The sequence below is a fragment of the Shewanella oncorhynchi genome (assembly GCF_030848765.1).
GTDB classification, from domain to species: Bacteria; Pseudomonadota; Gammaproteobacteria; order Enterobacterales; family Shewanellaceae; genus Shewanella; species Shewanella oncorhynchi.
The window spans coordinates 3,851,553-3,875,826 of sequence record NZ_CP132914.1 but is presented as its reverse complement, the minus strand read 5'-3'; the positions used below and the strand labels follow the sequence as shown (position 1 = coordinate 3,875,826).

Genomic DNA, 24,274 nt, shown 5'->3' with positions numbered 1-24,274 from the left:
TTTTCAAACATCACTGATTTACAAAAGGTAACTTATATAAAAGCTTTCACCCTCAAAAATTACAGTTTAAAGCGGCTGACCAGCGCCGTGAGATTACTCGCCATTGACGAGAGTTGTACGCTTGCTGCGTAGATTTCATCAGTGGTTCGTAGACTTTCCTCCGACTGTTCGGCAATGTGTTGAATATTTTGATGACTCTCGTTGGCCATAGTGGTTTGCGCTTTAGCCGCGAGGGCGATTTGATTGTTCATCTCACTAATTTGGCTGACCATTTCTGCAATATGCGCTAAGGCTTCACCGGCATTACTGGCGGCTTCTACGCTTGAGATAGCCTTTTCATTACCGATATTAATCGCTGCCACAGCGCTTTGAGTGCCATTTTGCACATTGGTGATCATCAATTTAATTTCTTCGGTTGATTGGTGAGTCTTAGAGGCAAGGGATCGTACTTCATCTGCAACCACTGCAAACCCGCGTCCTTGTTCGCCTGCTCGCGCCGCTTCAATTGCGGCGTTAAGGGCTAATAGATTCGTCTGTTCGGCAATGGCTTGAATCACCTCAAGCACGCGGCCGATATGTTGGCCTTCCTGTTCGAGTTTATTGATCTGCATTTCTGCCGTGCCTACATCTCCCGCAAGTTCACGAATCACATTGATGGTTTTTTTCACTCTTGCCTGACCGTCGGCGGTAAATACGTCGGCTTGTTTAGCGGCATCGGCGGCATGACTGGCACTGACTGATACTTCTTGCACTGATGCGGCAATATGATCGCTGGCATCGGCGATTCTGTGGGTGGCAGCTTGTTGATCCATCAAGGTATGTTTTGCTGATGCGCTGGTTTTGGCTAGACCTTCGGCAGCGGTGTTGAGCTCTGATGTAGACTGTTTAAATTGCGATATAATACCGTGTAAGTTATCGAGAAAATGATTGAATGCCTTGGCGAGATCACCAAGCTCGTCCTTAGAGGTTAAGTGGACTCGTTCGGTCAAATCGCCATCACCATCGGTAATGTCGTGGATTTTTGCGAGTAAAACCGCCAGCGGTTTGCTGATGAGTTTAGGCAGTGCAACGATAAAGAGTATGCAGATCAAGAGACTGATAGCTAAGGCAATTAACTGCATCTGTTGTCCATGATTGGCATCATCATCTACTTGGGCAATCGCTGCGGTAGTATTACTATTTAAATCATTGATTAAATGATTAATGTTCTGGTGTAGTTGCTCGAATTGCGTTGCTGCTTGACCGAAACTAAGATCAATCGCCGTCGTTCTACCGTTACGGCCATTTTGGGTGCGTTGATTACTGATTTCTGTGGTTGTCGCTCGCCAAGTATCGAAACTGTGATTCAATTCATTGAGCTTATCTTTAGCGAGGGGACTTGTGGTCACATCGGCAAACTTATCAATATGTTCTTTAACCAGAGAGATACTATTAGTGTGCTGCTTTAAAAGGTCGTTGTAAGAGTCTGTGCCCACGTTAACAAACATCAGGCTGCGCTCGGCCACCTGAGCTTGATAAAGCTCTTTATCGGCCTGTAGGAGTTCAGATTGGCTAGGTAAGTATTCAAGCGCGAGTGTATTCGCGCTGTGATTTAAGGCTTTGAGTCCTAAAATGCCAGTTGAAGAGGCGAAGATGACTACGCCAGCGAGTAGCAGACTCGGATAAGTCAGTTTCTGATTAACGGATAGATCTTTATACCATTCCATAGTCACGCCCTCCTTGATTGATGCACTGAAAAGGTGAGAGCCGCAATAACCTCTGTGGTAAGAGGATGCAGCCCATCACTGGCGTTCTCTGGTAATTAGAGTCCAAATTGATCTAGGTTGATCCCAATCGTGATAGCGCCAATTGCAGCATCGCCATCCATCACTGGAATAGAAATTTGTACTAGATAGGCTTGGGAGCTCTCGTCAAACTTGACCGGACCTATGTGTTTATCGCCTTTGCCATTGGCGAAGGATTTTTGCCATTTATCCTCATCACCCTGCCAATAATCTGAAGTTTTACTGATCATGGCGACGTTCGCGCCTTGATTGTCCATGAGGAAAATTTCTTGGTAGTAAGGTTTGCTGGCTTCGAAGGTCGTGAGAAACTTGGCCGCTTCGTTGTTCATCAGGGATGACATAAAGTCATCAATACCTGCGGTGGCAATCCATTTTTCATCTAATGTTTTGATTGAATCTAAGCTTTTGCCTTGGGCATTTTGCGCTTTAACAGCATTCACCAGTACCACTTCTCTGCCTAATGGCATCAGTGAATCGGCTAGGTCTATAACGGCTTTGGGGACTTCTTCGGCGAAACTGAGGTTACTGCTGAGCAGTAGTGCAGCGGCTGACAAGATTTTACCAAATTTCATGATCTCTATTCCTTAAGGCCACAGTATTGAAGGGGAAAGCGGTTATCTCTAAAAGCGCGATAAGCAAAAATACGTTAGGGTCAGACAGAACAACTATAGTAGAAAATTCAAGTTATTCAGTTCTTTCATAAAAATTTTATCGATGGCATTTCTACACAAATAGAATCCGCGGTAAAAAATAAGGCCACATCTGACTTGAGCAGATATGGCCTTGAATTGAGTGAGCTAGGGTAAGGTTAGAACATTAAGCCTTGACTGGAATGCGCTCGAGTACGGCTAATAATAATGTCCAATATTGGCCGACTGTGGTGATGTTTACCATTTCGTCTGGACCGTGTGGATAGCGAATGGTGGGGCCAATCGAGACCATGTCCATGTCTGGATAGGGTTTCTTGAATAGGCCACACTCGAGACCTGCATGGATCACCATGATCACTGGCTCTTTGTGGTAAATATCTTGATAGGTTTCGCGCACTATCGCCATTACAGGTGAGCTGTTATCTGGCTTCCAGCCTGGGTAAGCACCGCTTAAATCGATATCGGCTCCGGCTAAGTTGGTCAGCGCAGTTAACATGCCTTCGACTTGAGTACGGCCAGAATCGATCAGCGAGCGGATAAGGCACAGGATAGTGACTTCTTCATCGTTAGTGCTGATAACGCCAACGTTGAGCGAGGTTTCAGTCACACCTTCGACTTCATCACTCATGCGGATCACGCCGTTCGGGCACACATGCAGCAAATCGATCAGGGTATTTTGGCTGTTTTCGCTCATCACACGTTTTGGTGTTGGGATAGTGTTTAACACTAAACGCATATCGGGATCGGCAATGGCGAGTTCGGTGCGGATAAGCGCTTCAAACTCAGCGACTTTTTCGTTTAAGGCGCTGACGTTTTCTTCTGGCAACATAAAGCTGATGTTGGCTTCCCGTGGGATCGCATTACGCAGTGAACCGCCGCTAAATTGGGTCAACTCCAACGCTAAATCATCTGCGTTTTCAAAGAGGAAACGCGCCAATAGCTTGTTGGCATTGCCACGACCTAAGTGAATGTTCACCCCAGAGTGACCCCCTTTTAAGCCAGATAAGTGCAGGCTAAAGGCTGAGTAACTTTGCTCAGAGGCTTGCCACACCATAGGCAGGGTGATTTGAGCATCGACACCGCCGGCGCAGCCCATGTAGATTTCACCTTCTTGCTCTGAGTCGGTATTGATCAGAATGTCAGCGTCTAACATGCCCGCCTGTAAACCGAAGGCGCCTGTCATGCCTGCTTCTTCATCTATCGTCAGCAGCACTTCTAATGGGCCGTGCTTGATATTATCAGAGCCTAAAATGGCTAAAGCCGATGCCATGCCAATACCGTTATCTGAACCTAAGGTTGTGCCCTTGGCTTTAACCCAATCGCCATCGACATAAGCTTCGATAGGATCTTTAGTAAAATCATGCACTTTATCGGCATTTTTTTGTGGCACCATATCGATATGGGCTTGAATAACCACGATTTTACGATCTTCCATACCCGGCGTCGCAGGTTTACGGATGATCACGTTGCCAACGGCATCCTCAACGACGGCAAGTTGTTTGCTTTTAGCCCACGCTTGAATGTGCTGGCTTAATGCTTGCTCATGCTTAGATGGATGGGGAATCGCGCAAATTTGTTCGAACCATTGCCATAATGGCTGCGGGTATAACTGACTTAAGGCTGTCACTTGAGTGTCCCTCATAAGGTCTTGTGGGTATAGGGCAAATTTGCGGCCATTCTACCACATTCTGTGCAGCCAAATAATCTCAGCGTCACAGGCTTTTGGTGAGCTGGCAGCCAAAGTTTCCAGTTCGATTTTTTCTGGGAGTGTCGGTACCACTTTTAGATTGGTAATTAAGCGATAGAGCGGGAATAATGCAGGCACAATAATGAAAAAGGATGGGTCATGTTTCAAGTTAACTTCGTTGATGTAAAAGCAGAAAATGCCATTTTTGATGGTGAAGGCTGGGATGCGGTTGTGGTGGTGACGCCCGATCTGGATTCTATCGGTTTTGATGAGATAGGTTTATTGGCTCAGCACGGTGCCCACGTGGATAAGCGCGTGGGTAAGAGCCCGACATTACTGTTTGCCCCAGGGCTTGCGGGAGGGCGTTTGATCATTGCCCCTGTCACCCAAGTGAATGACGAGTATGTTGATGTGCGAGTCTATGCCGATGCTGCAAGGGCGGCGATTGTCATTGCAAAAGACGCAGGCGCAAAACGTCCGTTGTTATATGTAGTGCCATCGAAGGACTCACGTTTTAGTTTTGCCTCTGAAGTCGCAGCATTAGCTTGCGGTCAAGAACTGTGGCAAACCTTAGAGCTGCGTGAAGCGACTGGTTTAACGCCTGCATTTGAGTCTATAGGGTTATTATCTTCATCAACCCATAACAGCAATTTGCTCAATGCCTTAGAAGCGGGCCGCGTATTAGCGCGGGATTTGTGTGGTACTGAACCTGAGCGCATGTCGGCTAAAGCCTTTGCGGACTATTGTTTGCAATCCTTTGCGGGCAGCGTGATCAAAACCGCCGTGGTGGAAGACAGAGATATTTTAGAGCGTGATTATCCGCTGCTCAGTGCTGTGGCGCGTTCTTCTTTTGCCGTCGGTCGTCATCAGCCTCGCGTGGTGAAACTAGAGTATCTGCCAGAGGGGCAAGTGACTCGCACTTTCCTGTTTGCGGGTAAGGGCGTGATTTACGATACCGGCGGCGCCGATCTGAAAGTCGGCGGCGCTATGGCGGGTATGAGTCGTGATAAAGGCGGTGCTTCTGCTGTGGCGGGTTTATTTAAAACTCTGTCAATGCTCAAGCCTAAAGGTATTCGAGTGATTGCCGAGTTAGGTTTAGTGCGTAACAGCATAGGCAGCGAAGCCTTCGTGACCGATGAAATTATTACGAGCCATGCGGGTGTGCGAGTGCGGATTGGTAATACGGATGCCGAAGGGCGCTTAGTGCTGGCGGATTTACTGAGCCATTTACGTATCAAAGCCGTGTCGGCGGTGAAGCCTGAACTATTTTCGGTTGCAACACTCACAGGTCATGTCGTGCGTTGTTATGGCAGCTATCCCGCGGCGGTGGAAAACTCTGTGGCGAGTTCACAGCAATGCGCTGTCACTTTACAGCAGCAGGCGACTCAATGGGGTGAGCCCTTTGAAGTGTCTACATTACGCCCTGAAGACTTCGCTAAGATCCGCGATGTGTCAGGCGCTGCTGAAATATTATCTTCCAATAATGCACCATCATCGATTACCGCCCGTGGACATCAATATCCCGCGGCATTTTTACTGAAAGCATCGGGGCTATTTGACCATGGTGTAACAGCCCCTATTCCCTTGGCTTACACACACTTAGATATTGCAGGCAGTGCAACAGAAGGTGATCCGCTCTACGGCAAACCTACAGCGAGTCCGCTGGTGGGCTTGTATCAATATCTGATCAATCGCTAACGGGTAGGGCGTGTTGACGTTTCAGGGTTATTTTTACAGCGAGTTGGCTGGCTTTTATGCAAGGTAAAGCCCGTGCGGTGTAGTTATTCTACATAAACGGGCGATAACGCAGCAGAAATGCCAGCCAAACGCTGCCCGAAGGGTTCGTCTGGCAAGCTCTTGCTCTTTGTCACTCGTCATTTGAGTAGAATAACTACACGTCACTCCTCATTTCGCGATCACGAGCTTGCCAGAGCGAACAAAATTTAATCTCGAAACGTCAACACGCCCTAGTAACAAATAGAAATAATTCTGTAATATCTTATTTATTAGATATTTACAGGGTTATTTCTGTTTTTCTGTGAAGCAGGTCGCCATTAACCTCACTATAATTGTGTAATTTAATTACATTAAAAAGCCTTAATCAAAAAAAATACAAATAAAGGTTGTAATAAAACTACAAATCCATATAATTGCTTTCGTGGATTAGGCACTACGCCTTTCCTCTCTAGTCTATCCAGGATGGATATTTTTCTCCAAGGACCTGAGTGACAAGTCGTCTCAACGGATATGAGAATCTCTAGTTCCAAGGAACCGAGCCAAGCTTCACTAGAGTACTTAATCACAACTAATTTAGGAGTATTGACTATGTCTTATACAGGCAACAACCATATTTATTGGCAAAACACTTGGTTTAACACTGATGTTTTGCGTGGCGGTTTATTCGCCATGAGCTTTAAGGCCTAACCCTCCTTAAAGTTTGAGTTTCCATCATCCATCAACCTTTGTATCGCCTTTTTTGGCGTGTTTAGACTCAAGTAGCATGTTGATGTTTTGCATGAATATGCCAGGTTTTTCCCGCTAGCGCGGTAATGTACTTCCCCGAAAGGGACGCTTGAAATATGTCTTTGCCTGCTCATTGAGCAGGCTTTTTTTTGTCTTTTTTTTTGCTTAAGCGTTTAACGGTTTTGCCTGATGGTAATGAGCGTAAATGGTTCGTGTTAGAAGTGATGCGGTATGGACAACAAATGGATATGGGGTTCAATATACAAGCTATCGGCCTATCGCTTGTGATACTTGTTACTCAGGGACTGTTTATGGACACTAAGCTGTTTTTTCAAAATGGTAAGTTAACACTGGATATCAACCCCAGTGAGATGCGAATGTCGCATTGGGTTTATGCGCCAGTGTTAATCAATACTGAAACGGCGGAAGTGCTTTTTGATTTATCAGGGAAGGGCTGGGATTTTCGGTCTGCAGAAGAAAATGGTGATGACATCATTTTAAAGCTTGCCCGTTATCCTGATGCGAACAACGTATTTAGGCTCGTTCTGAATATATCAAAAGACCGAGCAAGCCTTAACGGTAATATTTTTTCAATTAATGATGTGTGTAAGGTATTAGAGGATATTGTCTAACAAGTGATATATAGATGTTTTAATTTTTATATAAATCATAGATCTTTAATCTGCAAAGATATATGCGGCAAACCCTACCCAACTTAATAGTAAAAGCGTTATGGCAATCCAAGTCGCGGTGGTGAACTGACGTTGAGATTCGAATAATGCGTCTGAATCCTCTAGTTCATCAGTGTCATTAACTGTGCGAGATTTTGCTCTCAACTGTTGTTTACGTGCTTTATCCCGTTCGCGAGCTTTGGCTTTTTGCAGCTTTTTATATTCAGCTATGCCTTTTTCTATCCCTTGGGCAATGAGTTTAGTTTGCTCTTTGGTTTGTCCCGGCTTTTGGGTGGCTTTGGCTGCGACCAGTGCTTCTTGTTGAGTTTCTGTCGAGATAGTGGGTTTCATCTGGGCTCTGCCTAAATTAATGCGGCTGCGGCTAAAAGGTGATAGCTAAAAGTGTAAACGCAGCGATTATACCCACATTAGACCTCAAAAACGTAAGATGAATATCTTCTTTCCATTAAAAAATCAGTGGATGTCCACCCTGTGGGGCGGGGATATATACGGGCTCGTAGTCCCATACTTCCCTAATGGTATCAACCGACAGAGCATCGGATGGCGTGCCTTCACTGACGATTCGCCCTTGTTTTAACACAATTAATTGATCGCTATAGCGCGCGGCTTGGTTTAAGTCATGCAGTACCACTATTACAGTGTAGCCTTGTTGGTGAGCTAAGTTTTGGGCTAACTCAAGTACTCTGTGCTGCTGGGCAAGATCTAACGCTGATGTTGGTTCATCCAGTAATAGTACGGGCGGAAACGGCGATTGCCTGAGTTGAGTCAAGACTCTGGCGAGTTGGACTCGCTGTTTCTCGCCGCCTGAGAGGGTTGGATAGCTGCGCTTAGCTAGATGGGTTAAGCCCACTTGCGCCAGTTGCTCGGCAACTAACACATCACCTTCTATCTTACTGATGGTTAAGGGATATAAACCCATTGCTACGACTTCTGACACAGTGAAGGGAAAGGTGAGACTGGCGTGTTGCGGCAGTACAGCTAAGGATTTTGCCAGCTCGCTCCTAGGCCAATCCGCCAGTTGGCTATGGCCTAGCCGTATACTTTGCCTTGGTGTGCTGATTTCTTGGCAAAGGGCTTTAAGCAAGGTGGATTTACCCGCACCATTTGGGCCGAGTAGGGCGGTTACTGTACCCGATTGAAACTGTACATTAATATCACTGAGCACGGTTTTTGGACCGATGCTGACATCGAGCTGACAAATGCTGAGCTCGGTGCGATCAAATTGCGCCTTAGCTGAATAAGTTGTCGATTGTGATGGTTGATTTGCAAAGGATGTTGCAGCCATAAAAACTCGCTTAGATTAGCTTACTGCGTTGTTGCAGTAGTAAAAAGATGAAGAAAGGCGCACCGATGAGCGCGGTGACGAGTCCAACGGGTAACTCGGCAGGCGGTAAAAAAGCGCGCGCGCCGATATCGGCCAATGCCAATAGGGCTGCACCTAAAAGTGCGCTGATGGGCAGCAGTTGGCGATGATCTGGGCCTAACATCATGCGCACTAAATGCGGCACGACGAGGCCGATAAAGCCGATAATTCCTGTTGCAGCTACACTTACGCCAACCCCTAAGGCGCAAAGCAAAATAAGCCTAAGTTTGAGCCTATCGACATCTATCCCTAAGTGGCGTGCTTCGGATTCGCCAAGCAGCAAGGCATTGAGTGCCGCCGCATCTTGGTGGAATCGCCAACTCAGTAGCGCTAAGGTCACAAGACACAGACTGACATATAGCCACTGCGCACCTGCAATCGATCCCATTTGCCATAGGGTTAAGTCACGTAGCGCCATGTCGTTGGCAAGATATGTGAGAACACCTATTCCTGCGCCTGCCAGCGCAGCTATGGCAACACCCGACAAAAGTAATAATACGACCGATGTACCTGTTGGGCTGCTGGCGAGTCGGTAGACGATAAGGGTGGTCACTAATCCCGATGCAAACGCACTGATGGGGATCATCAACGGATTCGCGTTGGGTAGCAGCACGATACAGATGGCTGCGCCAAGTGCAGCGCCGGATGACACTCCGATAATACCGGGATCCGCTAAGGGATTGCGAAAAAGCCCCTGCATTACCGCGCCGCACTGTGCGAGCGTAGCGCCTACTGCTAACGCCAGTAATGTCCGTGGTAAGCGCACATTGTTGATTACCAGTTGCTCGTGGGGCGCAATATTGCCGATATTTTGCTGGGTAGCCCAATTGAACACTGCATTTAGGGCGTCGACAAAGCTGATGCTAACGGGGCCAGTGCTGACCGAGAGTAAGCCGCTTAGGGCTAACAGTGTGACTAGACTCGGCCAGAGCCAGCGGTTGAGGAACATCTCAAATATCCTTTCTATTTTTATCTGGGGTTAATTAGTGCTAACTGTACTCATCGCTGCGTTTGTGAATGGTTTTGCTTGAGCAATGTGCTGGCGAGCGTATCCGCGGCGCTTATGGCACTGATGCCTAAACCACCGAGAAGGGCTTGCGGTGCTAGTGTTTGAATATGGCCGTTTTCACCTGCTGGGGTATGGGCGAGTAGTGGCATCTCTTTCAACAGTTCTTGAGCAATTTGTGCATTAGTTTGATCTGTGGGTTTATCGCTACGCTTTGACAGCAAAATAATGTCGGGCTGCAAGGACAGAATCCCTTCTTGAGACATGCTTTTGTAGCCATCAAACTCGGCGATATTTTGTGCCCCAGACAGCTCGATAATAGTATCTGCGGCTGTGCCTTTACCGCCAACCCGTGCACCGCGGCCTTCTTGTAACAGCATGAAGAGAATTTTTGGCTGAGAGCCCGCATCGCGCACTTGTTGTTTTTTACCCGCTAAGCTTTGCAGTTGTTGATGTAAATCTTGTTTTAATTTAACCGCATGTTCTTGGCGATTGAGTAAGTGACCTAAGGTATCCACATTGTTCATAAGTTGTGGTTCATCATTTGTTGCGGGTAATTGCACGACTTGGATATTCGCCTGTTTTAATACCTTAAGTGTGGTTTCTGGTCCCATCACATCTGAACCGACAACCAGCGTTGGGGAGAGGGCAATAATGCCTTCGGCGGAGAGCATTCTGTGATAACCAAGCTTAGCCACATGGCTCAAACTTTCAGGCACATAGCTGGTGGAGTCGATGGCGACTAGCTCATTGCCTGCGTCGAGGGCGAGCACGAGCTCTGTGACTCCTGTACCCGCACTCACGAGTCTTATCTCTGGCTCGGCACTCAGTTCAGCGCTAAAAACGCTTGAGGATAGTAAGGCCGTAAGTGCTGATGTGAAAAACATCAAATTTTTTAATATCTTATATGTGCGCTTATGTTGATAACGCTGAGCACTGGAACCTTTTTTTACTGGTATTTTAGTTGCTTGAAACAACATGGTTAAACTCCTAATACAACTTGTTCGCGACAGGCTTAGATGCCGTTTTTGATGTCAGACTTTTGCTTTCTCATTTAAACGGCTGGTTCGGATACGCTAATGCTCCATCAAAATTTGTGTCTGACTGATGGACTGCGTCTGCAACAGTGCAAGCAGTTGCATCAAAGGTTCCACTGGCGCGGCTTTGTCGGCGACAATGACAACCGTCGCCTTCGGCATAGTCTGAAAATGTGCAGTAAATTCAGTGGTAAAAGTGGCTAAGTCATCAAACTCTTTGCCATCAATAGCCCAATAAGGCGCTGTTGCCATGATATTGATGGCAATTGTTTGTTTGTTGTCGATTGCCGTGATAGCTGAGCTTGGGCTTTGTGGCACATCTACCGGCAAACTCAATAATTGGCTATTTGCCGTCAGTAGTAAAAACACCAGCACGATAAAAATAATGTCGATTAACGCGGTTAAATCTAGGCTCGGAAGTTGCTCAGGCGAAGCAATGCCAGCCTGCGATAAGAATGATTTATCTGCACTTATCATGTCTGTGGCTCAATTTGAGAATGGGGCTTGGATGCCAATTTTTGCTCGACGCTGGTTTTACTGACTCGGGTGAATGCATGGTAATGATTGGCATCAATTGAAATATCTTCGATACCCGCTAACCAGAGATTGAGTTGATTGAGCACATGCCCAGCGCGCAGGCATTGGCTTTGAGCCCAGATCCCAAAAAGATGGGCGGCGGTAATGGCGGGCACGGCGATCATGAGTCCGGCAGCTGTGGTGTTCATCGCAAGGCCCAGTCCAGCACTGAGTTGTGCTGGAGTGACGGGGCCTTGTGATTGCCCGAGTTGGGCAAACATTTCGATGAGTCCCAATACTGTGCCGAGCAAACCGAGTAGTGGACTAATGATGCCAATCACTTGTAAAACCTTGAGTCCGGCTTGCAAGTCGCGTTGTTGCTTATTCAGCCACAGACTGAGTAATTCTTCCCTTAGCACTTTTGGCTGGTGGACTTGTTTGAGTAACAAGGTCGCGCCACGGGCGAGTAAATCTTGCTGTGCGCTGGTTTGCGCTAGCAGCGCGCTAACGTTTTCAGTGGTTGCCGCTGAGCTTGATTGACGCAATGCTTTTACCCAGGCCTGTTTTTTTGGCCAGATTGACAGCAAAGTTTGTTGCAAAAACAAGGCGCTACGTTCAAGGCAGATCATCAAAGCTAAAAAAGCACATAACAACAAGGGCCAAGTCAGCACGCCAAGCTGAGTCTGTAGGGTTGAAAAATCAGTTACGGGCATTAAGCCTCTCCAATCTATTAAAAAAGTAGTTTTATATGTAATTTAGTAAAACAAAAATCAAGCTAGTTGTGCGGTGGCTAACATTCCACGAGCTAACTTCCCACTGGCTAACTTTTCAGTGGCAACATTGGGCCTGTTAATTGAGCGCGAAGCGAATAGGCACTCTGACCTTATAATGACTCGCTAGCCTTTGCGCTGGCGCCGCAAATTGCCAGTTTTCAACTGCATCTAACGCGGCTTGATCTAACAGACTGAACCCTGAGCTTTTTACTAACGTCAGTGCCAGTTGCTCACCAAGTTCGTTAAACATCACTTCTATGGTTGCGGTGCCTTCTAGCCCTTTTTTACGCGCTATCTTTGGATAAGTCGGTTGCGGTGGTGCTGCAGCGAACAGCGGTTTGGCTAATTCCACTATGTTAGTTTGGGCACTGTCAGCTGTTGCACTGGCCACATTTGGGGTCGCTTTTGCATCAACTTCGGCTGCGTTAGCGATTAAATCCATTTGTGCAGTTTGGGGTTCTGTTTGTTGTTCAACTTGTTCGAGTCGCTTATGTGCTAAAGCACTTGGGTTTAAAGCACTTGGGTTTAAAGCACTTGGTTCTAAAGCGTTCGTCGCTAAAGGGTCTGTATTCGGATGATTGTTAGCCGTGGGTTTTGTTGCTGAAGATTTTTTGGCGAGTTGGCTGTCAATTCGTTGATCAGCTTTAGTTTTCGGGATAACCGCCTTATCGACAGATTCTGCTGTTGATACTTTTTGCGCTGTACTGTTTTTTTGCACTGTACTGTTCACTGTTGCTACTTTGGCGTCTGCTTGATTGATGGGCTCTGCATTCGTGTTGCTTGTAGCGCTAGTCGCGGTAGAAAAATTAAGGGTGACAGTATTTGCGCTGGGAGTGAGTGATGCTTGGTTTACGCTCGATGATTGGGCGCTTGGCTGCATAGTCATAGCGGGTTGGGAGGCGATAACACCCGTCTGGATGGCAACCGTTAACGCGCCAAAGGCAAGATATCGTTTTGGTGTCACAGCAACCTCTTTTTTCTAATGAAAGCCATTTTCCTAATTAAGATATCTCAATATAAACAAGATCGCAAATGATAATGATTTGCATTTGATCTATTTTGTTATCTCAGGTAGAGTGCCTGCAATAGCTCGAATGAGCGCTTAAAAAAACAGCTAAACCGACAATTTATCCTACTTTATGGGGACTGATTGCCTTGGGCTCGATCTGGAAGAGGCTCAATCTCGAAAGAGCCAAATCTGGAATTGAGCATCTGGAACAGACTCAATCTCGAAAGGATTGACGTCTGGAAGAGAGTCTAGGCTCAGTAATAAATTGTACGGAAACAGCTGAATATCACTTGAGGATGAAGAGATGAAAAAAAAGCCGTTAGTGATCGCCATGGCGATAGCACTGAGTGGTACGGCCCTAAGTTTTACGTTAGCGGCAGAGGAAAGTGTTAAGCCTGTTGTTCAACAGGATGCGAATAAAAAACTAGTCACAACAGAATTTGATGAAGTATTGGTGAGTGCAACACGCATCAGTGAAAAAGCCTCCGAAACCAGCCGTAGCGTGGCAGTGGTGGATGAAGAGCAGCTTACGGTCGCTCAAGCATCATCAGTTGCCAATGCCCTTAAAAATGAGGCGAATATTACGCTGACCAATGGCCCAAGAGCTTCATCTCAAGGGGTTGAAATCCGTGGTTTAAGTGGCGATCGTGTGTTGCAAACAATTGACGGCGCAAGACAAAATACCAGCTCTGGTCACAGAGGGTCCTACTTTATGGACCCTGAGTTGCTCAAATCCATCGAAGTGCTGCGCGGCCCTGCCAGTAGCTTGTGGGGCAGTGGTGCCCTCGGTGGCGTCGTAGCGCAGAATACTAAGTCGGCACAAGATTTTTTAGCACCAGACGAGACCTTTGGTGGCTATTTCAAACAAGGTTATGAGACCAGTGGCTCCCGCACTAAAACCAGTGGCGCTATCTATGGTCAACAAGACAGCATCGATTGGTTACTCAATGGTGCCTATTACGATTCAAACAATATAAAAACCGGTAATGACGAAACTCTAAATAACAGTGCATCCCAAGGCAGCAGTGGTTTAGCTAAATTCGGTTGGCAAGCCGACGAGGCATCACGGTTAGAGTTATCTGCAAGAGCCAGCAAAAACAATGAATTAGTACCTAGCAATCCTTCTGCTGCTGTGAGTAGTTCAGTGCCTTTGGTGCGCCGCAAGACTGACGATCAAAACCTGACCCTAAACTATAGTCTCAATCCTGCTAATAACCCGTATCTGGATACTAAGATGCAAGTGTATTGGAACAGTACCGACTACGATGAAGACCGTATTACGAAAGGTCAGCAAGACAGTACTGAGTTCCGCACTGTGGGGATTAACCTTAATAACAGTTCGCGTTTAGGCAATACTCTGTTGACCTACGGGGTCGATGGTTTTCGCGATACCATAGAAACGACGCGTGATGATTCGGGCCAAGTGGGCCAGCGTCCAGAGAATATCGATGGCGAAACCACAGTATGGGGCGCTTTTACGCGTGCGGATATCGAGCTGACTCAGACGTTAAATCTTGATGCGGGTCTGCGTTATGACAGCTTTAAAAATGACAGCCATAATCTCAACTTATCCTCAGATGACAATGAGTTATCACCATCGCTTGGCTTGGTGTGGCAGACTCAGCCTTGGTTGACCTTAAGTGCCCGTTACGATCAAGCCTTCCGCGCACCTACGGTAGAGGAAATGTTCTCCAGCGGCACCCACTATTGCATCCCGCCAATCCCCGGATTTTTACCCCAAGGTTTATGTAACACCTTCGCGGTGAATTCGGATCTAAAAGCAGAGACTGCGCGCAATAAAGAAATCAAAGCGGACTTACGTTTCAGTGAGTTAGCGGGTGATGATGAACTGGCGCTAACGTTTAACGTTTTCCGTAACGATGTGGACGATTTTATCGTGCAGCAAGTGTCTAATCCTTGGCGTGGCATTCCTGGATTCGAGCAAACGACCTCATGGAATAACGTTGAAGATGCACGTTTAACAGGTTTTGAAATTAGCGGTCGTTACCGTATTGGCCAAACTCGTTTAGCGATGAATTACGGCCAAACCCATGGCGAAGATCGTCAAACGGGCGATGATATAGAAAATATACCTGCCAATAAGTTCAATGTCGATTTATCCCAAGGCATTATGGAAGGCGACATGAAACTGGGCACTCGCGTCACTTATGTGGCGACTCAGTCGAATACGCCTGATGGCTTTAAAGTGGCGAAATACGACGATTACACCCTATGGGATGTGTATGTTGCGTGGGAGCCGACTATGGGCGCGATGGCGGGTGTGAGAGTGGATTTCGCAATCGAAAATATCGGTGATGAGAAGTATCAACAAGCGTGGCAAACCTTGTATCAACCGGGTCGTAATATGAAGTTATCGGCGCGCTATATGTTCTAAGCCACTCAATAGTCACTACCGCTGGAGACAGTAAAATGAAGATGACACTCGATACCGAGCTCGATGTCGTGCCAGATTTAAACTCTGAGCAACGTCAGCTAAGTGAGCAACAGGCGCAATTGCGACAACGATTTGAGCAACAAGCTGATTTAATGCCGGCGCAGCTCGCCAGTGAATTAGGCATTGCCGAGCTTGAAGTGGTCGCTGCATTGCCGCCCGAACAAGTGGTGTTTGTTCCGTTAACTCAGCTCGATACCTTACTGCAAGCCTTACCCAAATGGGGAAAGTTAACCACTATTGTGATGTTATCTGGCAGCGTATTTGAATTTAAAGGGGATTTCCCCGAGGGAAAATACGCCCACGGTTATTACAACCTCTACAGCAAGGGTGACGGTTTGCATGGTCATCTCAAATTAGATGCCATGAGTGGTATCGCCTTGATCAGCAGACCTTTTAGAGGCAGCGAGAGCCATTCGATTAACTTTTTCGGCAGTGAAGGTGAGGTAGTGTTCAAAGTGTATTTAGGCCGTGATAAACAAAGAGCACTGTTTCCTGAGCAAGTTCGCCAATTTAAAGCGCTCGCGACTGCCTTTGCCTCGGTGCAATCACACCTCTGAATTGAGCATTAACAAAAGTATTAAGGAAAACAGTAAATGAAGTCTGAAATTACCGAACAAGAACAGCGTTTAAGAGACAAACTCTTACCCGAAATCGAAGCCTTTAAACAGCAGCGCGAAACTCTGCAACTGGCCACCATTGGTACAGATGGCCAGCCGAATGCGAGCTATGCGCCCTTCGCTCTGGCTGATGATGGTTTTTATATTTTGGTGAGTGACTTAGCCCGTCACGGTCATAATTTAAAGCACTCATCTAAGATCTCTGTGATGTTAGTTGAAGACGAAACTGCGGCCAAATCGGTTTTTGCCCGCAAGCGTTTAACCTTCGATGCGATTGCCGAGGCAGTGCCTCGCGATACGCCCGCCTTCAGTAAAGGTGTTGGTGTGTTATCGGCACGTTTTGGCGAAATGTCCGATAACCTTGCGGCATTAACCGATTTTAACTTATACAAGCTCGCGCCCCATCAAGGTCTTTACGTGAAAGGTTTTGGCCAAGCATTTAGCCTTAGCGGCGCAGAGTTGTTAGATGTGGATTGGAAACGCGATGGCCACCACGGCACGCCAAAAACGCCGGAAAACAAGCAAGTCGCTTAAGCCGCGCTAAGCGATGGCAATAAAACAAACCCGCACTCGCTGCGGGTTTGTTTTATGCTTTTCTTTTGAGTAAAACCACACAGCCCTTGAATTCCACTGCAAGAGGTAGCATCTCACTTATATGCTTTAAGTCATGCTGCGCGGTTAACGGCTGCAGATGATCCCATTCATGCTGATGTTATATTTGAATTGCCTTACCTACCTCAAGGATGCCACCCGTGACCGAGCCGACAGCCGAACTAGCCAAATCATCTGAACCCATTAAAGCGGGGGCTGAGCCATTGCCCGAAAAGTTAATTCCAGTCATGCCTACAACAAGCGCTGATGCATCAAAGGCTAAATGGACCTCGGCGCAGCAAAGATCGGTATTGCCTTGGATTATGGGTTTTCTTAAACCCTACAAACTGAAAGTTGTCGCGGCGATTATCTGCTTGATGATAGGGTCGCTCGCTTGGTTATCATTGGGCCAAGGTGTGCGCTTGATGGTCGATGAAGGCTTTGTAAGGGATAATGCGCAGCGGCTGAATGAAATCATACTGTTAGTGCTCGGAATTACCGCCGTCAGTGGCACAGCGGTGTTTTGCCGCTTCTACTTGATGACTTGGCTTGGCGAGCGGGTCAGCGCCGATATTCGTCTAACGGTTTACAATCAACTGCTTAAACTCTCTCCCGCCTTTTACGCTAAGGTACGCACTGGTGAAGTTATCTCCCGTTTTACCGCCGATTCTACTTTGCTACAAACTGTGGTGGGTTCGAGTCTGTCCATGGCGCTGCGCTCTAGCGTAACTGTTCTTGGTGGTTTAGTCATGATGGGTATCACTAGCGTTAAGATGACATTGCTGGTGTTGTTGGCTGTGCCCTTAGTGTTAGGGCCGGTGATCTTTTTCGGCCGTAAAGTCCGTACGCTGGCGCGAGAAAGCCAAGATAGGGTTGCCGATCTCGGCGCTTATGTTGATGAAACGCTTCATGAAATCCATACGGTGCAAGCCTATGGGCATGAAGATAAAGACCGTAGCTTGTTCAATCGCCGCGTCGAAGATGTCATGTCTGCGGCCAGTGGCCGGATCCGTTACCGTGCCTTGCTGATCTCAACTGTGATGTTTTTAAGTATCGCCGCGATTGCTATGGTGACTTGGGTTGGTGCCCACGATGTGATGGTGGGTAAGATGACGGGCGGTGAGTTATCTGCCTTTATGTTTTACGCTGTGATGGTCGCGGGCGCAGTGGCGACGATTAGCGAAGTGATAGGCGAAATTCAGCGGGCTTCTGGCGCCGCCGAACGTTTAATCGAACTGGCTGAAACACAAGTGGATATTCCCGTTGCAACTCATCCTGTGACTTTGCCCGCCAAGGTCAGTGGCGAGTTAATGATTGAAGGACTCAATTTTGCCTATCCAGAGCATGATGCCTTAGTGCTAAAACAGCTCAATATGGCTATTGCCGCGGGTGAGCGGGTTGCCTTAGTCGGGCCAAGTGGTGCGGGTAAAAGTACCTTGTTCCAGTTATTGCAACGCTTTTATGTGCCTAGCGCTGGCAGTATTCGACTGGAAGGTATTGATATTGCCAATCTTCTGCCACAGGAGTTGCGGTCGCAGTTTGCTCTAGTGCCGCAGGACTCGGTGATTTTTGCGACTAGCGTACTTGAAAACGTGCGTTATGGTCGAGTCGATGCCACCGAGCAAGAAGTGATAGATGCCTGTATTGCGGCCCGTGCCCACGAGTTTATTAGCGAGTTTACTGAAGGTTATCAAACCTATTTAGGTGAGCGTGGTGTGCGGCTTTCTGGTGGACAAAAGCAGCGTATTGCCATTGCGCGGGCGATTTTAGCCAACAGACCGATATTGTTACTCGATGAAGCGACCAGCGCCTTAGATGCGGTGAGCGAGCAGAAAGTGAAGCAAGCGCTGGATGTATTGATGGCGGGTAAAACGACTTTGATTATTGCTCACCGTCTATCGACAGTAATCAATGCCGATAGGATTTTTGTGTTTGATAAGGGTGAGATTGTTGCCTGCGGTCGCCACCAAGAGTTGATGCAATCCAATGCGTTATATCGTGAATTTGCCAGTTTGCAATTGTTAACCGAAGAGGCCAATGCTAGCGCCTTGAATGAGACCGTGTAGGTAAAATAAAAACCAGTCGCTAGCTTAACGCTTAAGCTAGCGACTGGTTTTCTATTGTGCTTTTGTTGCTAAGCTCTGTTACTCAGCTTTGTCTTTAAGTACTGCACTTTAAGTGCGGTCTCTAAGCTTTATCTTTTAGCTCGCGGCGCAGAATTTTGCCTACGGTACTTTTAGGTAATTGCGCCATAAATTCAATCACTTTTGGCAATTTATAGGCGGTTAACTGCTCGCGGCAATAGGCTAGAATGGCCTCTTTTGCCTGTTGATGATCTTGGCTATCATCCTTTAGCACGATAAAGGCTTTAACCGCTTCGCCCGAGTGTTCATCTTTTACTCCCACCACGGCGCATTCGATCACACTTGGATGGCTCGCCAGCACGTTTTCCACCTCGTTGGGATAGACATTAAAACCTGAGACTATGATCATATCTTTTTTACGATCAACTATTTGGTGGAAACCTTCCGCCGTTGCTATGGCAATATCCCCAGTTTTGAAGAAGCCATCTTGAGTCATGGCATTAGCGGTTTCCTGCGGATTATTCCAATATCCCCGCATGACTTGTGGGCCGCGTGCGGCTAATTCTCCGGCCTTACCTAAGGGCACTTCAATGTCGTTTTCATCTAAGAGTTTAACCTCAGTGCCAATCACAGGTTTACCAATAGTGCCTAGTTTTTGATAACCGGGTGCATTGAGTGAAATCACCGGCGAAGTTTCAGATAGCCCATAACCTTCGCTGATCATATTGCCTGTCGTCTGTTGCCAAATGTTGGCCGCCGCTGCCGTCAGTGCTGTGCCGCCCGAGATGGTGATTTTTAAATGGCTAAAGTCGAGTGCTTTAAACTCGGGTTGATGGCATAGGGCGACAAACAGAGTATTGAGTCCTGCAAATCCAGTGAAGGGATATTTGGCAAGTGTCTTAATTAAGCCGCTAATATCCCGTGGATTTGGAATTAATACCGAGCAGCCGCCACACTCGAAATACAGCACTAAGTTCACCATAAACGCATAAATATGGTAAATCGGTAGCGGTGCAACGAAGATATCTTCCCCTTCGGTGATCACGCTCGCGATGCGGGATTTTACCTGCGCCGCATTAGCGAGCATATTGCCGTGGGTCAACATAGCACCTTTAGATAATCCAGTGGTGCCGCCCGTATATTGCAACGCCGAGAGGTCGTCGAGATTTGAGATAAATCGGCTAAAGGGGAGTTCTGCGCCTTGTTTTAAAATTTGGCAAAACTCCACATTCTTCAGGCCTGTCTTAGGCTGTACGTGCGGATCGATCAAATCTAATGGGTGGGTTGAAATGACATATTCTATTTTGGTGCTGTCGATGACTTTGGCTAAGGTCGGTAATAGATCGGATAAAACCACGATCGCTTTGGCACCAGAATCATTGAACTGATGGATGAGCTCACGCTCGGTATATAGGGGATTAGTGTTAACTAAAATAAGCCCAGCCCTGATTGCGCCGTAGGCCGCGATGACAAATTGGGTGATATTAGGCAATTGAATGGCGATGCGATCGCCAGGTTTGAGTGTGGTCTTATTTTGTAAATAGGCGGCAAAGTAACGAGAATCGCGTTCTATCTCGTTAAAACTGCTGGTTTTACCGAGACAGGCATAGGCGGGTTTATCACCGTAACGCAAGCTGGTTTTCTCGATCAGATCGACCAGTGATGAGTAGTTTAGTTTGAGTTGAGAATCTTGATCGTATGCCATGCTGAACTACCTCAAAGATGATGTTTATTAGTTGTTATTATTTTGGAGTTAAACAGGTGTTTAGATTAGAGGGTGTTAGCACCAGAGGTCAATGCTTATCGCGAAAAACATCTTTATGCCAATAACGGTATCTTTATGTAACAAATAGTATTTTTACTCTAAAGCTGAGTGCTTAACTATAGCTTAGTTATCTTAGAAGCTTAGTTATCTAATGAAACACAAAACCTAAATAAGAGTTGAAGGAAAGACAATTTAAAATTTGTAACCGTTATGTTTCTAAGGATTGAGATTGAATGTGCTCAATTTGCTTTGTCTATGCGCCGTTTAACGGGGAAATTTTCAGATTTGTAGGTGTTTAAGGTTTTATTCCGATGTATGAGACGTTAAAGATATGGTTGTCTTTGGGGATGAATTCCTGCCTTTAACCGGCGCTTGAGTTGATTCCTCAAGCGCCGATTGGGTAGTTAATCTGATGATGACCAATGTTACGGTAACTCATATTAAGCGCTAAAAGCCCAGTGCTAAGGACTGAAGAATCCGGTTTCTTGGCTCACTTGTTGTGTTGGTTGTTTAACATCCGTCACCGAGAATTGGATAATTTTGCGCCCCGAGGGGATAGCATCCTTATCGGCTAATACAGTGACGGGATAGTCGACTTGTTCACCCGCTGCCAAGGTAATAATAGGATCGGCAATCAAGCTAAAGGGCATTTCACTGTCGACGGCGAGTTGATATTGCTTAGTATCTTGTGTCTTGTTGCGGATCTTCAGCTGATAGGTATTTTCAACTTTATTATCCGAGGTTTCACGGTACAAGCTTTGGCGATCACGGATCACGTTAAGCTGGATCTCGCTGCGGCTATTTAAGTCTAACCCTATGACGATAAACATGATAATGACCGCTGCACCGTAGCCTAAGAAACGCGGCGAGCGCCAATAGGAGTAATTTACTCCCTTAAGATCATTTTCACTCATATAGCCGATAAGATTCTGCTTGTAATCGAACTTCAACATAGTCTCATTACAGGCATCGACACAGGCGCCGCAGTTGATGCACTCATATTGCAAGCCGTTACGAATATCTATCCCTGTTGGGCAAACTTCGACACACAAATTACAGTCAACACAGTCACCTAAAGTATGGTCATCTTGATTGTTCTCTTGTTTACGTTTGCGAGGGCCACGGGCTTCACCGCGCTGTGCATCATAGGTCACGGTTTTAGTGTTGGCATCGAACATCACAGCTTGGAAACGTGAATAGGGGCAGCAATGTAAGCACATTTGCTCGCGCATCCAGCCCGCATTGAGATAAGTACAAATGGCGAAAAACCACACCCAGCTTGTCACCCAGAAGCTGGCATTACTCGTCAAGATGTCCACATAAAGTTCGCGGGCGGGAATAAAATAACCGATAAAACCACAGCCAGTGAGCAGAGCTGTTAGACCCCAAAGTAAGTGCTTTGCACTTCTTTTACCGATTTTACTGCTAGTCCAAGGGGCTTTATCGAGCTGCTTACGTTTATTACTGCTGCCTTCGATGCGTGTTTCTATCCACACATAGATAAAGGTCCACGCCGTTTGTGGGCAAAGGTAACCGCACCAAACACGGCCCCAAAATACGGTAATGAAAAACAGACCGAAGGCGGCGGCGATAAAAATCCATGCCAGCAAGGTAAAGTCCTGTGGCCAGAGCGTGATACCAAAGAAAAAAAACTGTTGTTGGCTGATATCTAACAGTATTGCTTGGCGGCCATCAATAGAGATAAACGGCAGGGCGAAAAACATCACGATCAATAGGCTATTCATCATGGTTCGCAGGCGCTGAAAATCACCTTTTTGCTCACGAAAATGGATATTGCCAGAGGGGAGACGACTCTTTGCTGCGGTTTCAGTAGAGAGATTTTTAACCGGAATGTGTAGCTCTACTGAGGCAGGTTTTGCGCCCACACTCTTATTTACACTTGGAGAATTTGGGGTAACTTCGCTCTTGGGCATAAAGGGTCCTAACGGCTTAAATAAGATTCGCCTCCCTATAGCAAGCACTAGGCCAAGTTTTAATTAGCTCAACATCATGATATTTATAATTATTTTGTGATTGGAACTAGATGAAGAACACGATATATCACACATTGGCGATATATCGCGTTTTTAGTGTGCTCGTTTTGAATTAGATTTCACTCGATTGACGCTGGATCCCCAGTTTTTTCATTCGTGATCTCAGTGTACTTGCGGGCACACCGAGGACATTCGCTGCGCCGAGTGGGCCGGATATGCGCCAGTTTAAGCGCTTAAGGGTTTGTTCTATATGCAGCGCTTCCGCTTCCGCTAAGGTTTGCCCTTGGGTTTGAGCTAAGGGATTATTGCTCGGCATAGCGTGGATCTGCAGAATATCTCCTTGGGATAGAATGGCTTCGCGTTCGAGGATATTTTGCAGTTCGCGCACATTGCCGGGCCAAGTATAAGCCATGAGTTTTTGTAGCCCTTTTTGGCTCACTCCACGGATTTTTTTACCTAGCTTACGATTCAAGTTGTGCAGAATATGGCTGACGAGTTCGGGAATATCTTCGATTCTTGCGCGCAGTGGTGGTACTTGAATAGGGAATACATTCAAACGGTAATAGAGATCCATCCTAAATAATCCCTGTTCGACTCGCTTGAGTAAATCGTGGTGACTGGCGGCGACTAAGCGAATATCCACTTGAATGGTTTCACTGCCACCGAGACGTTCGAAGGATTGTTCTTGGATGACTCGCAGTAGCTTTGATTGGGCTTCTAAACTGAGTTCAGCGACTTCGTCGAGGAACAGTGTGCCTTGATGAGCAAGTTCGAAGCGACCTTTACGGCGGCTTGTGGCGCCAGTAAATGCTCCCTTCTCGTGACCAAAGAGTTCACTTTCTAGTAAAGATGCCGAAAACGCGGCACAGTTGACACTGATCATGGGTTTATCTTTGCGGCGACTGAGCTGATGTAAGTTACGGGCAACGAGTTCTTTTCCTGTGCCATTTTCACCACAAATGAGCACAGTACTGTCGGTATTGGCCACCATGTGCAATTGCTGGATCATATGGCGGATCACTGTACTGGCACCCGAAATATCCACATCACCCGTTTTATCTGCCAGCTCTGCCTGTAGATAATGATTTTCAGAGGCGAGTCGCTCCGAGAGTGCTTGTACTTGGGCTAGGGCTTGGCGTAATGACTGCTCTGTTTGTTTTTGAATACTAATGTCGCGAAATATCGCGACTACGCCAATCAGTTGATTGTCACGGTAAACAGGGGTGGAACTGTAATGAACGGGGAAGCTACTGCCATCTTTACGCCAAAATACATCGTGGGTAATTTCTCGGGTGATACCATCCTTTAAGGTGTTGTAAATTGGACAATCCTCTTGGGGATAATGACTGCCATCTGCATGGCTGTGATGATGGCAGTTATGGATGTTTTTACCGAGTAGCTCTTCATTCTTCCAACCCGTCATGCGTTCGGCTGCCGGATTGATAAACACCGCATTACCGCTTAAATCAAATCCATAAATACCTTCGCCGACAGCGTTGAGCAGTAACTGGTTTTCCGGTAAGAAATGCTTATCTATCGATTTTTCATTATTGACTGAAATCTTATTGGTCATCTGTCTTACTCTGGTTTTGGCGGTATTTTCTGAGTATACCTTAAGTACTGTGACGCGATATATCGTGTTTTTGATTATGCCCTTTAAGCATTTTTTCTTTGGTAATTTTTCTGCTCACACTTTTTGCCGTTCGAGTACATTTTACTTGATGCCATCCTCTAAAAAATATTTTCATCTAAGAAATTGATATAAAAGATAAATGACTAATATTCATT

At 46.6% G+C, this 24,274-nt stretch carries 19 protein-coding genes; 6 read left to right on the top strand and 13 right to left on the bottom strand.

Going from position 1 to position 24,274, the window contains the following annotated elements; translation table 11 throughout:
• Nucleotides 1–59 precede the first annotated feature (59 nt).
• The 3 genes from RA178_RS17280 to RA178_RS17270 form a co-directional block, all read right to left on the bottom strand.
• The gene (locus RA178_RS17280; protein WP_306683009.1) at nucleotides 60–1,706 is read right to left on the bottom strand and encodes a methyl-accepting chemotaxis protein; all 1,647 of its coding nucleotides are present in this window, start codon (nucleotides 1,704–1,706) and stop codon (nucleotides 60–62) included.
• 95 nt (nucleotides 1,707–1,801) lie between these two features.
• Entirely contained in the window at nucleotides 1,802–2,356 is a 555-nt protein-coding gene (locus RA178_RS17275) for a cache domain-containing protein (protein ID WP_028761558.1), read from the bottom strand.
• A gap of 244 nt (nucleotides 2,357–2,600) precedes the next feature.
• Nucleotides 2,601–4,061, bottom strand: coding sequence for an aminoacyl-histidine dipeptidase (locus RA178_RS17270; RefSeq protein ID WP_306683007.1), 1,461 nt, complete (start codon nucleotides 4,059–4,061; stop codon nucleotides 2,601–2,603).
• A 219-nt stretch (nucleotides 4,062–4,280) separates the two neighbouring features.
• On the opposite strand from RA178_RS17270, the gene RA178_RS17265 reads away from it, so the two are divergent.
• Both RA178_RS17265 and RA178_RS17260 read left to right on the top strand, forming a co-directional pair.
• Complete coding sequence (locus tag RA178_RS17265; protein ID WP_306683004.1) at nucleotides 4,281–5,819, top strand: M17 family metallopeptidase; 1,539 nt, start codon at nucleotides 4,281–4,283, stop codon at nucleotides 5,817–5,819.
• Between the two features lie 914 nt (nucleotides 5,820–6,733).
• Nucleotides 6,734–7,216, top strand: a complete 483-nt coding sequence (locus RA178_RS17260; protein ID WP_306683002.1) for a hypothetical protein — start codon at nucleotides 6,734–6,736, stop codon at nucleotides 7,214–7,216.
• A gap of 45 nt (nucleotides 7,217–7,261) precedes the next feature.
• On the opposite strand, the gene RA178_RS17255 is transcribed toward RA178_RS17260, so the two are convergent.
• From RA178_RS17255 to RA178_RS17225, 7 genes are all read right to left on the bottom strand, one after another.
• Nucleotides 7,262–7,606, bottom strand: coding sequence for a DUF2956 domain-containing protein (locus RA178_RS17255; protein WP_173246420.1), 345 nt, complete (start codon nucleotides 7,604–7,606; stop codon nucleotides 7,262–7,264).
• Between the two features lie 115 nt (nucleotides 7,607–7,721).
• On the bottom strand, nucleotides 7,722–8,561 hold the full coding sequence (locus RA178_RS17250) for a heme ABC transporter ATP-binding protein (RefSeq protein ID WP_306683000.1): 840 nt from the start codon (nucleotides 8,559–8,561) through the stop codon (nucleotides 7,722–7,724).
• A 10-nt stretch (nucleotides 8,562–8,571) separates the two neighbouring features.
• Nucleotides 8,572–9,588, bottom strand: a complete 1,017-nt coding sequence (locus RA178_RS17245; protein WP_028761552.1) for a FecCD family ABC transporter permease — start codon at nucleotides 9,586–9,588, stop codon at nucleotides 8,572–8,574.
• Between the two features lie 50 nt (nucleotides 9,589–9,638).
• Nucleotides 9,639–10,625 (bottom strand): hemin ABC transporter substrate-binding protein, encoded by a 987-nt coding sequence (locus RA178_RS17240; RefSeq protein WP_263222595.1) that lies wholly within the window; start codon nucleotides 10,623–10,625, stop codon nucleotides 9,639–9,641.
• A gap of 96 nt (nucleotides 10,626–10,721) precedes the next feature.
• Nucleotides 10,722–11,159 carry an ExbD/TolR family protein gene (locus tag RA178_RS17235; RefSeq protein ID WP_263222597.1) on the bottom strand — a complete coding sequence of 146 codons (438 nt, stop codon included), beginning with the start codon at nucleotides 11,157–11,159 and terminating at the stop codon, nucleotides 10,722–10,724.
• A complete protein-coding gene (locus RA178_RS17230; RefSeq protein ID WP_263222599.1) occupies nucleotides 11,156–11,911 on the bottom strand; it encodes a MotA/TolQ/ExbB proton channel family protein in 756 nt (251 codons plus the stop codon). The genes RA178_RS17235 and RA178_RS17230 overlap by 4 nt, the downstream gene beginning before the upstream one ends.
• A 136-nt stretch (nucleotides 11,912–12,047) precedes the next feature.
• Nucleotides 12,048–12,935 carry an energy transducer TonB gene (locus tag RA178_RS17225; RefSeq protein WP_306682996.1) on the bottom strand — a complete coding sequence of 296 codons (888 nt, stop codon included), beginning with the start codon at nucleotides 12,933–12,935 and terminating at the stop codon, nucleotides 12,048–12,050.
• A gap of 349 nt (nucleotides 12,936–13,284) precedes the next feature.
• On the opposite strand from RA178_RS17225, the gene RA178_RS17220 reads away from it, so the two are divergent.
• The 4 genes from RA178_RS17220 to RA178_RS17205 all read left to right on the top strand — a co-directional run bounded on the left by RA178_RS17220 (nucleotide 13,285) and on the right by RA178_RS17205 (nucleotide 18,709).
• Nucleotides 13,285–15,375 carry a TonB-dependent hemoglobin/transferrin/lactoferrin family receptor gene (locus tag RA178_RS17220; RefSeq protein ID WP_306682994.1) on the top strand — a complete coding sequence of 697 codons (2,091 nt, stop codon included), beginning with the start codon at nucleotides 13,285–13,287 and terminating at the stop codon, nucleotides 15,373–15,375.
• Between the two features lie 35 nt (nucleotides 15,376–15,410).
• Nucleotides 15,411–15,992: a heme utilization cystosolic carrier protein HutX gene (hutX, locus tag RA178_RS17215; protein WP_173496942.1), complete on the top strand. Its 582-nt coding sequence runs from the start codon at nucleotides 15,411–15,413 to the stop codon at nucleotides 15,990–15,992.
• A gap of 36 nt (nucleotides 15,993–16,028) precedes the next feature.
• On the top strand, nucleotides 16,029–16,586 hold the full coding sequence (gene hutZ / locus RA178_RS17210) for a heme utilization protein HutZ (RefSeq protein ID WP_173496943.1): 558 nt from the start codon (nucleotides 16,029–16,031) through the stop codon (nucleotides 16,584–16,586).
• 218 nt (nucleotides 16,587–16,804) lie between these two features.
• Nucleotides 16,805–18,709 (top strand): ABC transporter transmembrane domain-containing protein, encoded by a 1,905-nt coding sequence (locus tag RA178_RS17205; protein ID WP_306682992.1) that lies wholly within the window; start codon nucleotides 16,805–16,807, stop codon nucleotides 18,707–18,709.
• A 121-nt stretch (nucleotides 18,710–18,830) separates the two neighbouring features.
• Here the strand turns inward: RA178_RS17205 and RA178_RS17200 are convergent, their stop codons facing one another.
• The 3 genes from RA178_RS17200 to RA178_RS17190 form a co-directional block, all read right to left on the bottom strand.
• The gene (locus tag RA178_RS17200) at nucleotides 18,831–20,432 is read right to left on the bottom strand and encodes an AMP-binding protein (protein ID WP_306682990.1); all 1,602 of its coding nucleotides are present in this window, start codon (nucleotides 20,430–20,432) and stop codon (nucleotides 18,831–18,833) included.
• A 521-nt stretch (nucleotides 20,433–20,953) separates the two neighbouring features.
• Entirely contained in the window at nucleotides 20,954–22,426 is a 1,473-nt protein-coding gene (gene ccoG / locus RA178_RS17195) for a cytochrome c oxidase accessory protein CcoG (protein WP_306682986.1), read from the bottom strand.
• Nucleotides 22,427–22,598: 172 nt separating this feature from the next.
• Complete coding sequence (locus tag RA178_RS17190; RefSeq protein ID WP_105250005.1) at nucleotides 22,599–24,059, bottom strand: sigma-54 interaction domain-containing protein; 1,461 nt, start codon at nucleotides 24,057–24,059, stop codon at nucleotides 22,599–22,601.
• Between the last annotated feature and the right edge of the window lie 215 nt (nucleotides 24,060–24,274).

Coding starts and splice junctions, on each gene's coding strand:
- RA178_RS17280 (WP_306683009.1), bottom strand. CDS start 1,706: ATGGAATGGTATAAAGATCTATCCGTTAATCAGAAACTGACTTATCCG.
- RA178_RS17275 (WP_028761558.1), bottom strand. CDS start 2,356: ATGAAATTTGGTAAAATCTTGTCAGCCGCTGCACTACTGCTCAGCAGT.
- RA178_RS17265 (WP_306683004.1), top strand. CDS start 4,281: ATGTTTCAAGTTAACTTCGTTGATGTAAAAGCAGAAAATGCCATTTTT.
- RA178_RS17255 (WP_173246420.1), bottom strand. CDS start 7,606: ATGAAACCCACTATCTCGACAGAAACTCAACAAGAAGCACTGGTCGCA.
- RA178_RS17250 (WP_306683000.1), bottom strand. CDS start 8,561: ATGGCTGCAACATCCTTTGCAAATCAACCATCACAATCGACAACTTAT.
- RA178_RS17245 (WP_028761552.1), bottom strand. CDS start 9,588: ATGTTCCTCAACCGCTGGCTCTGGCCGAGTCTAGTCACACTGTTAGCC.
- RA178_RS17240 (WP_263222595.1), bottom strand. CDS start 10,625: ATGTTGTTTCAAGCAACTAAAATACCAGTAAAAAAAGGTTCCAGTGCT.
- RA178_RS17235 (WP_263222597.1), bottom strand. CDS start 11,159: ATGATAAGTGCAGATAAATCATTCTTATCGCAGGCTGGCATTGCTTCG.
- RA178_RS17230 (WP_263222599.1), bottom strand. CDS start 11,911: ATGCCCGTAACTGATTTTTCAACCCTACAGACTCAGCTTGGCGTGCTG.
- RA178_RS17220 (WP_306682994.1), top strand. CDS start 13,285: ATGAAAAAAAAGCCGTTAGTGATCGCCATGGCGATAGCACTGAGTGGT.
- hutX (WP_173496942.1), top strand. CDS start 15,411: ATGAAGATGACACTCGATACCGAGCTCGATGTCGTGCCAGATTTAAAC.
- hutZ (WP_173496943.1), top strand. CDS start 16,029: ATGAAGTCTGAAATTACCGAACAAGAACAGCGTTTAAGAGACAAACTC.
- RA178_RS17200 (WP_306682990.1), bottom strand. CDS start 20,432: ATGGCATACGATCAAGATTCTCAACTCAAACTAAACTACTCATCACTG.
- ccoG (WP_306682986.1), bottom strand. CDS start 22,426: ATGCCCAAGAGCGAAGTTACCCCAAATTCTCCAAGTGTAAATAAGAGT.
- RA178_RS17190 (WP_105250005.1), bottom strand. CDS start 24,059: ATGACCAATAAGATTTCAGTCAATAATGAAAAATCGATAGATAAGCAT.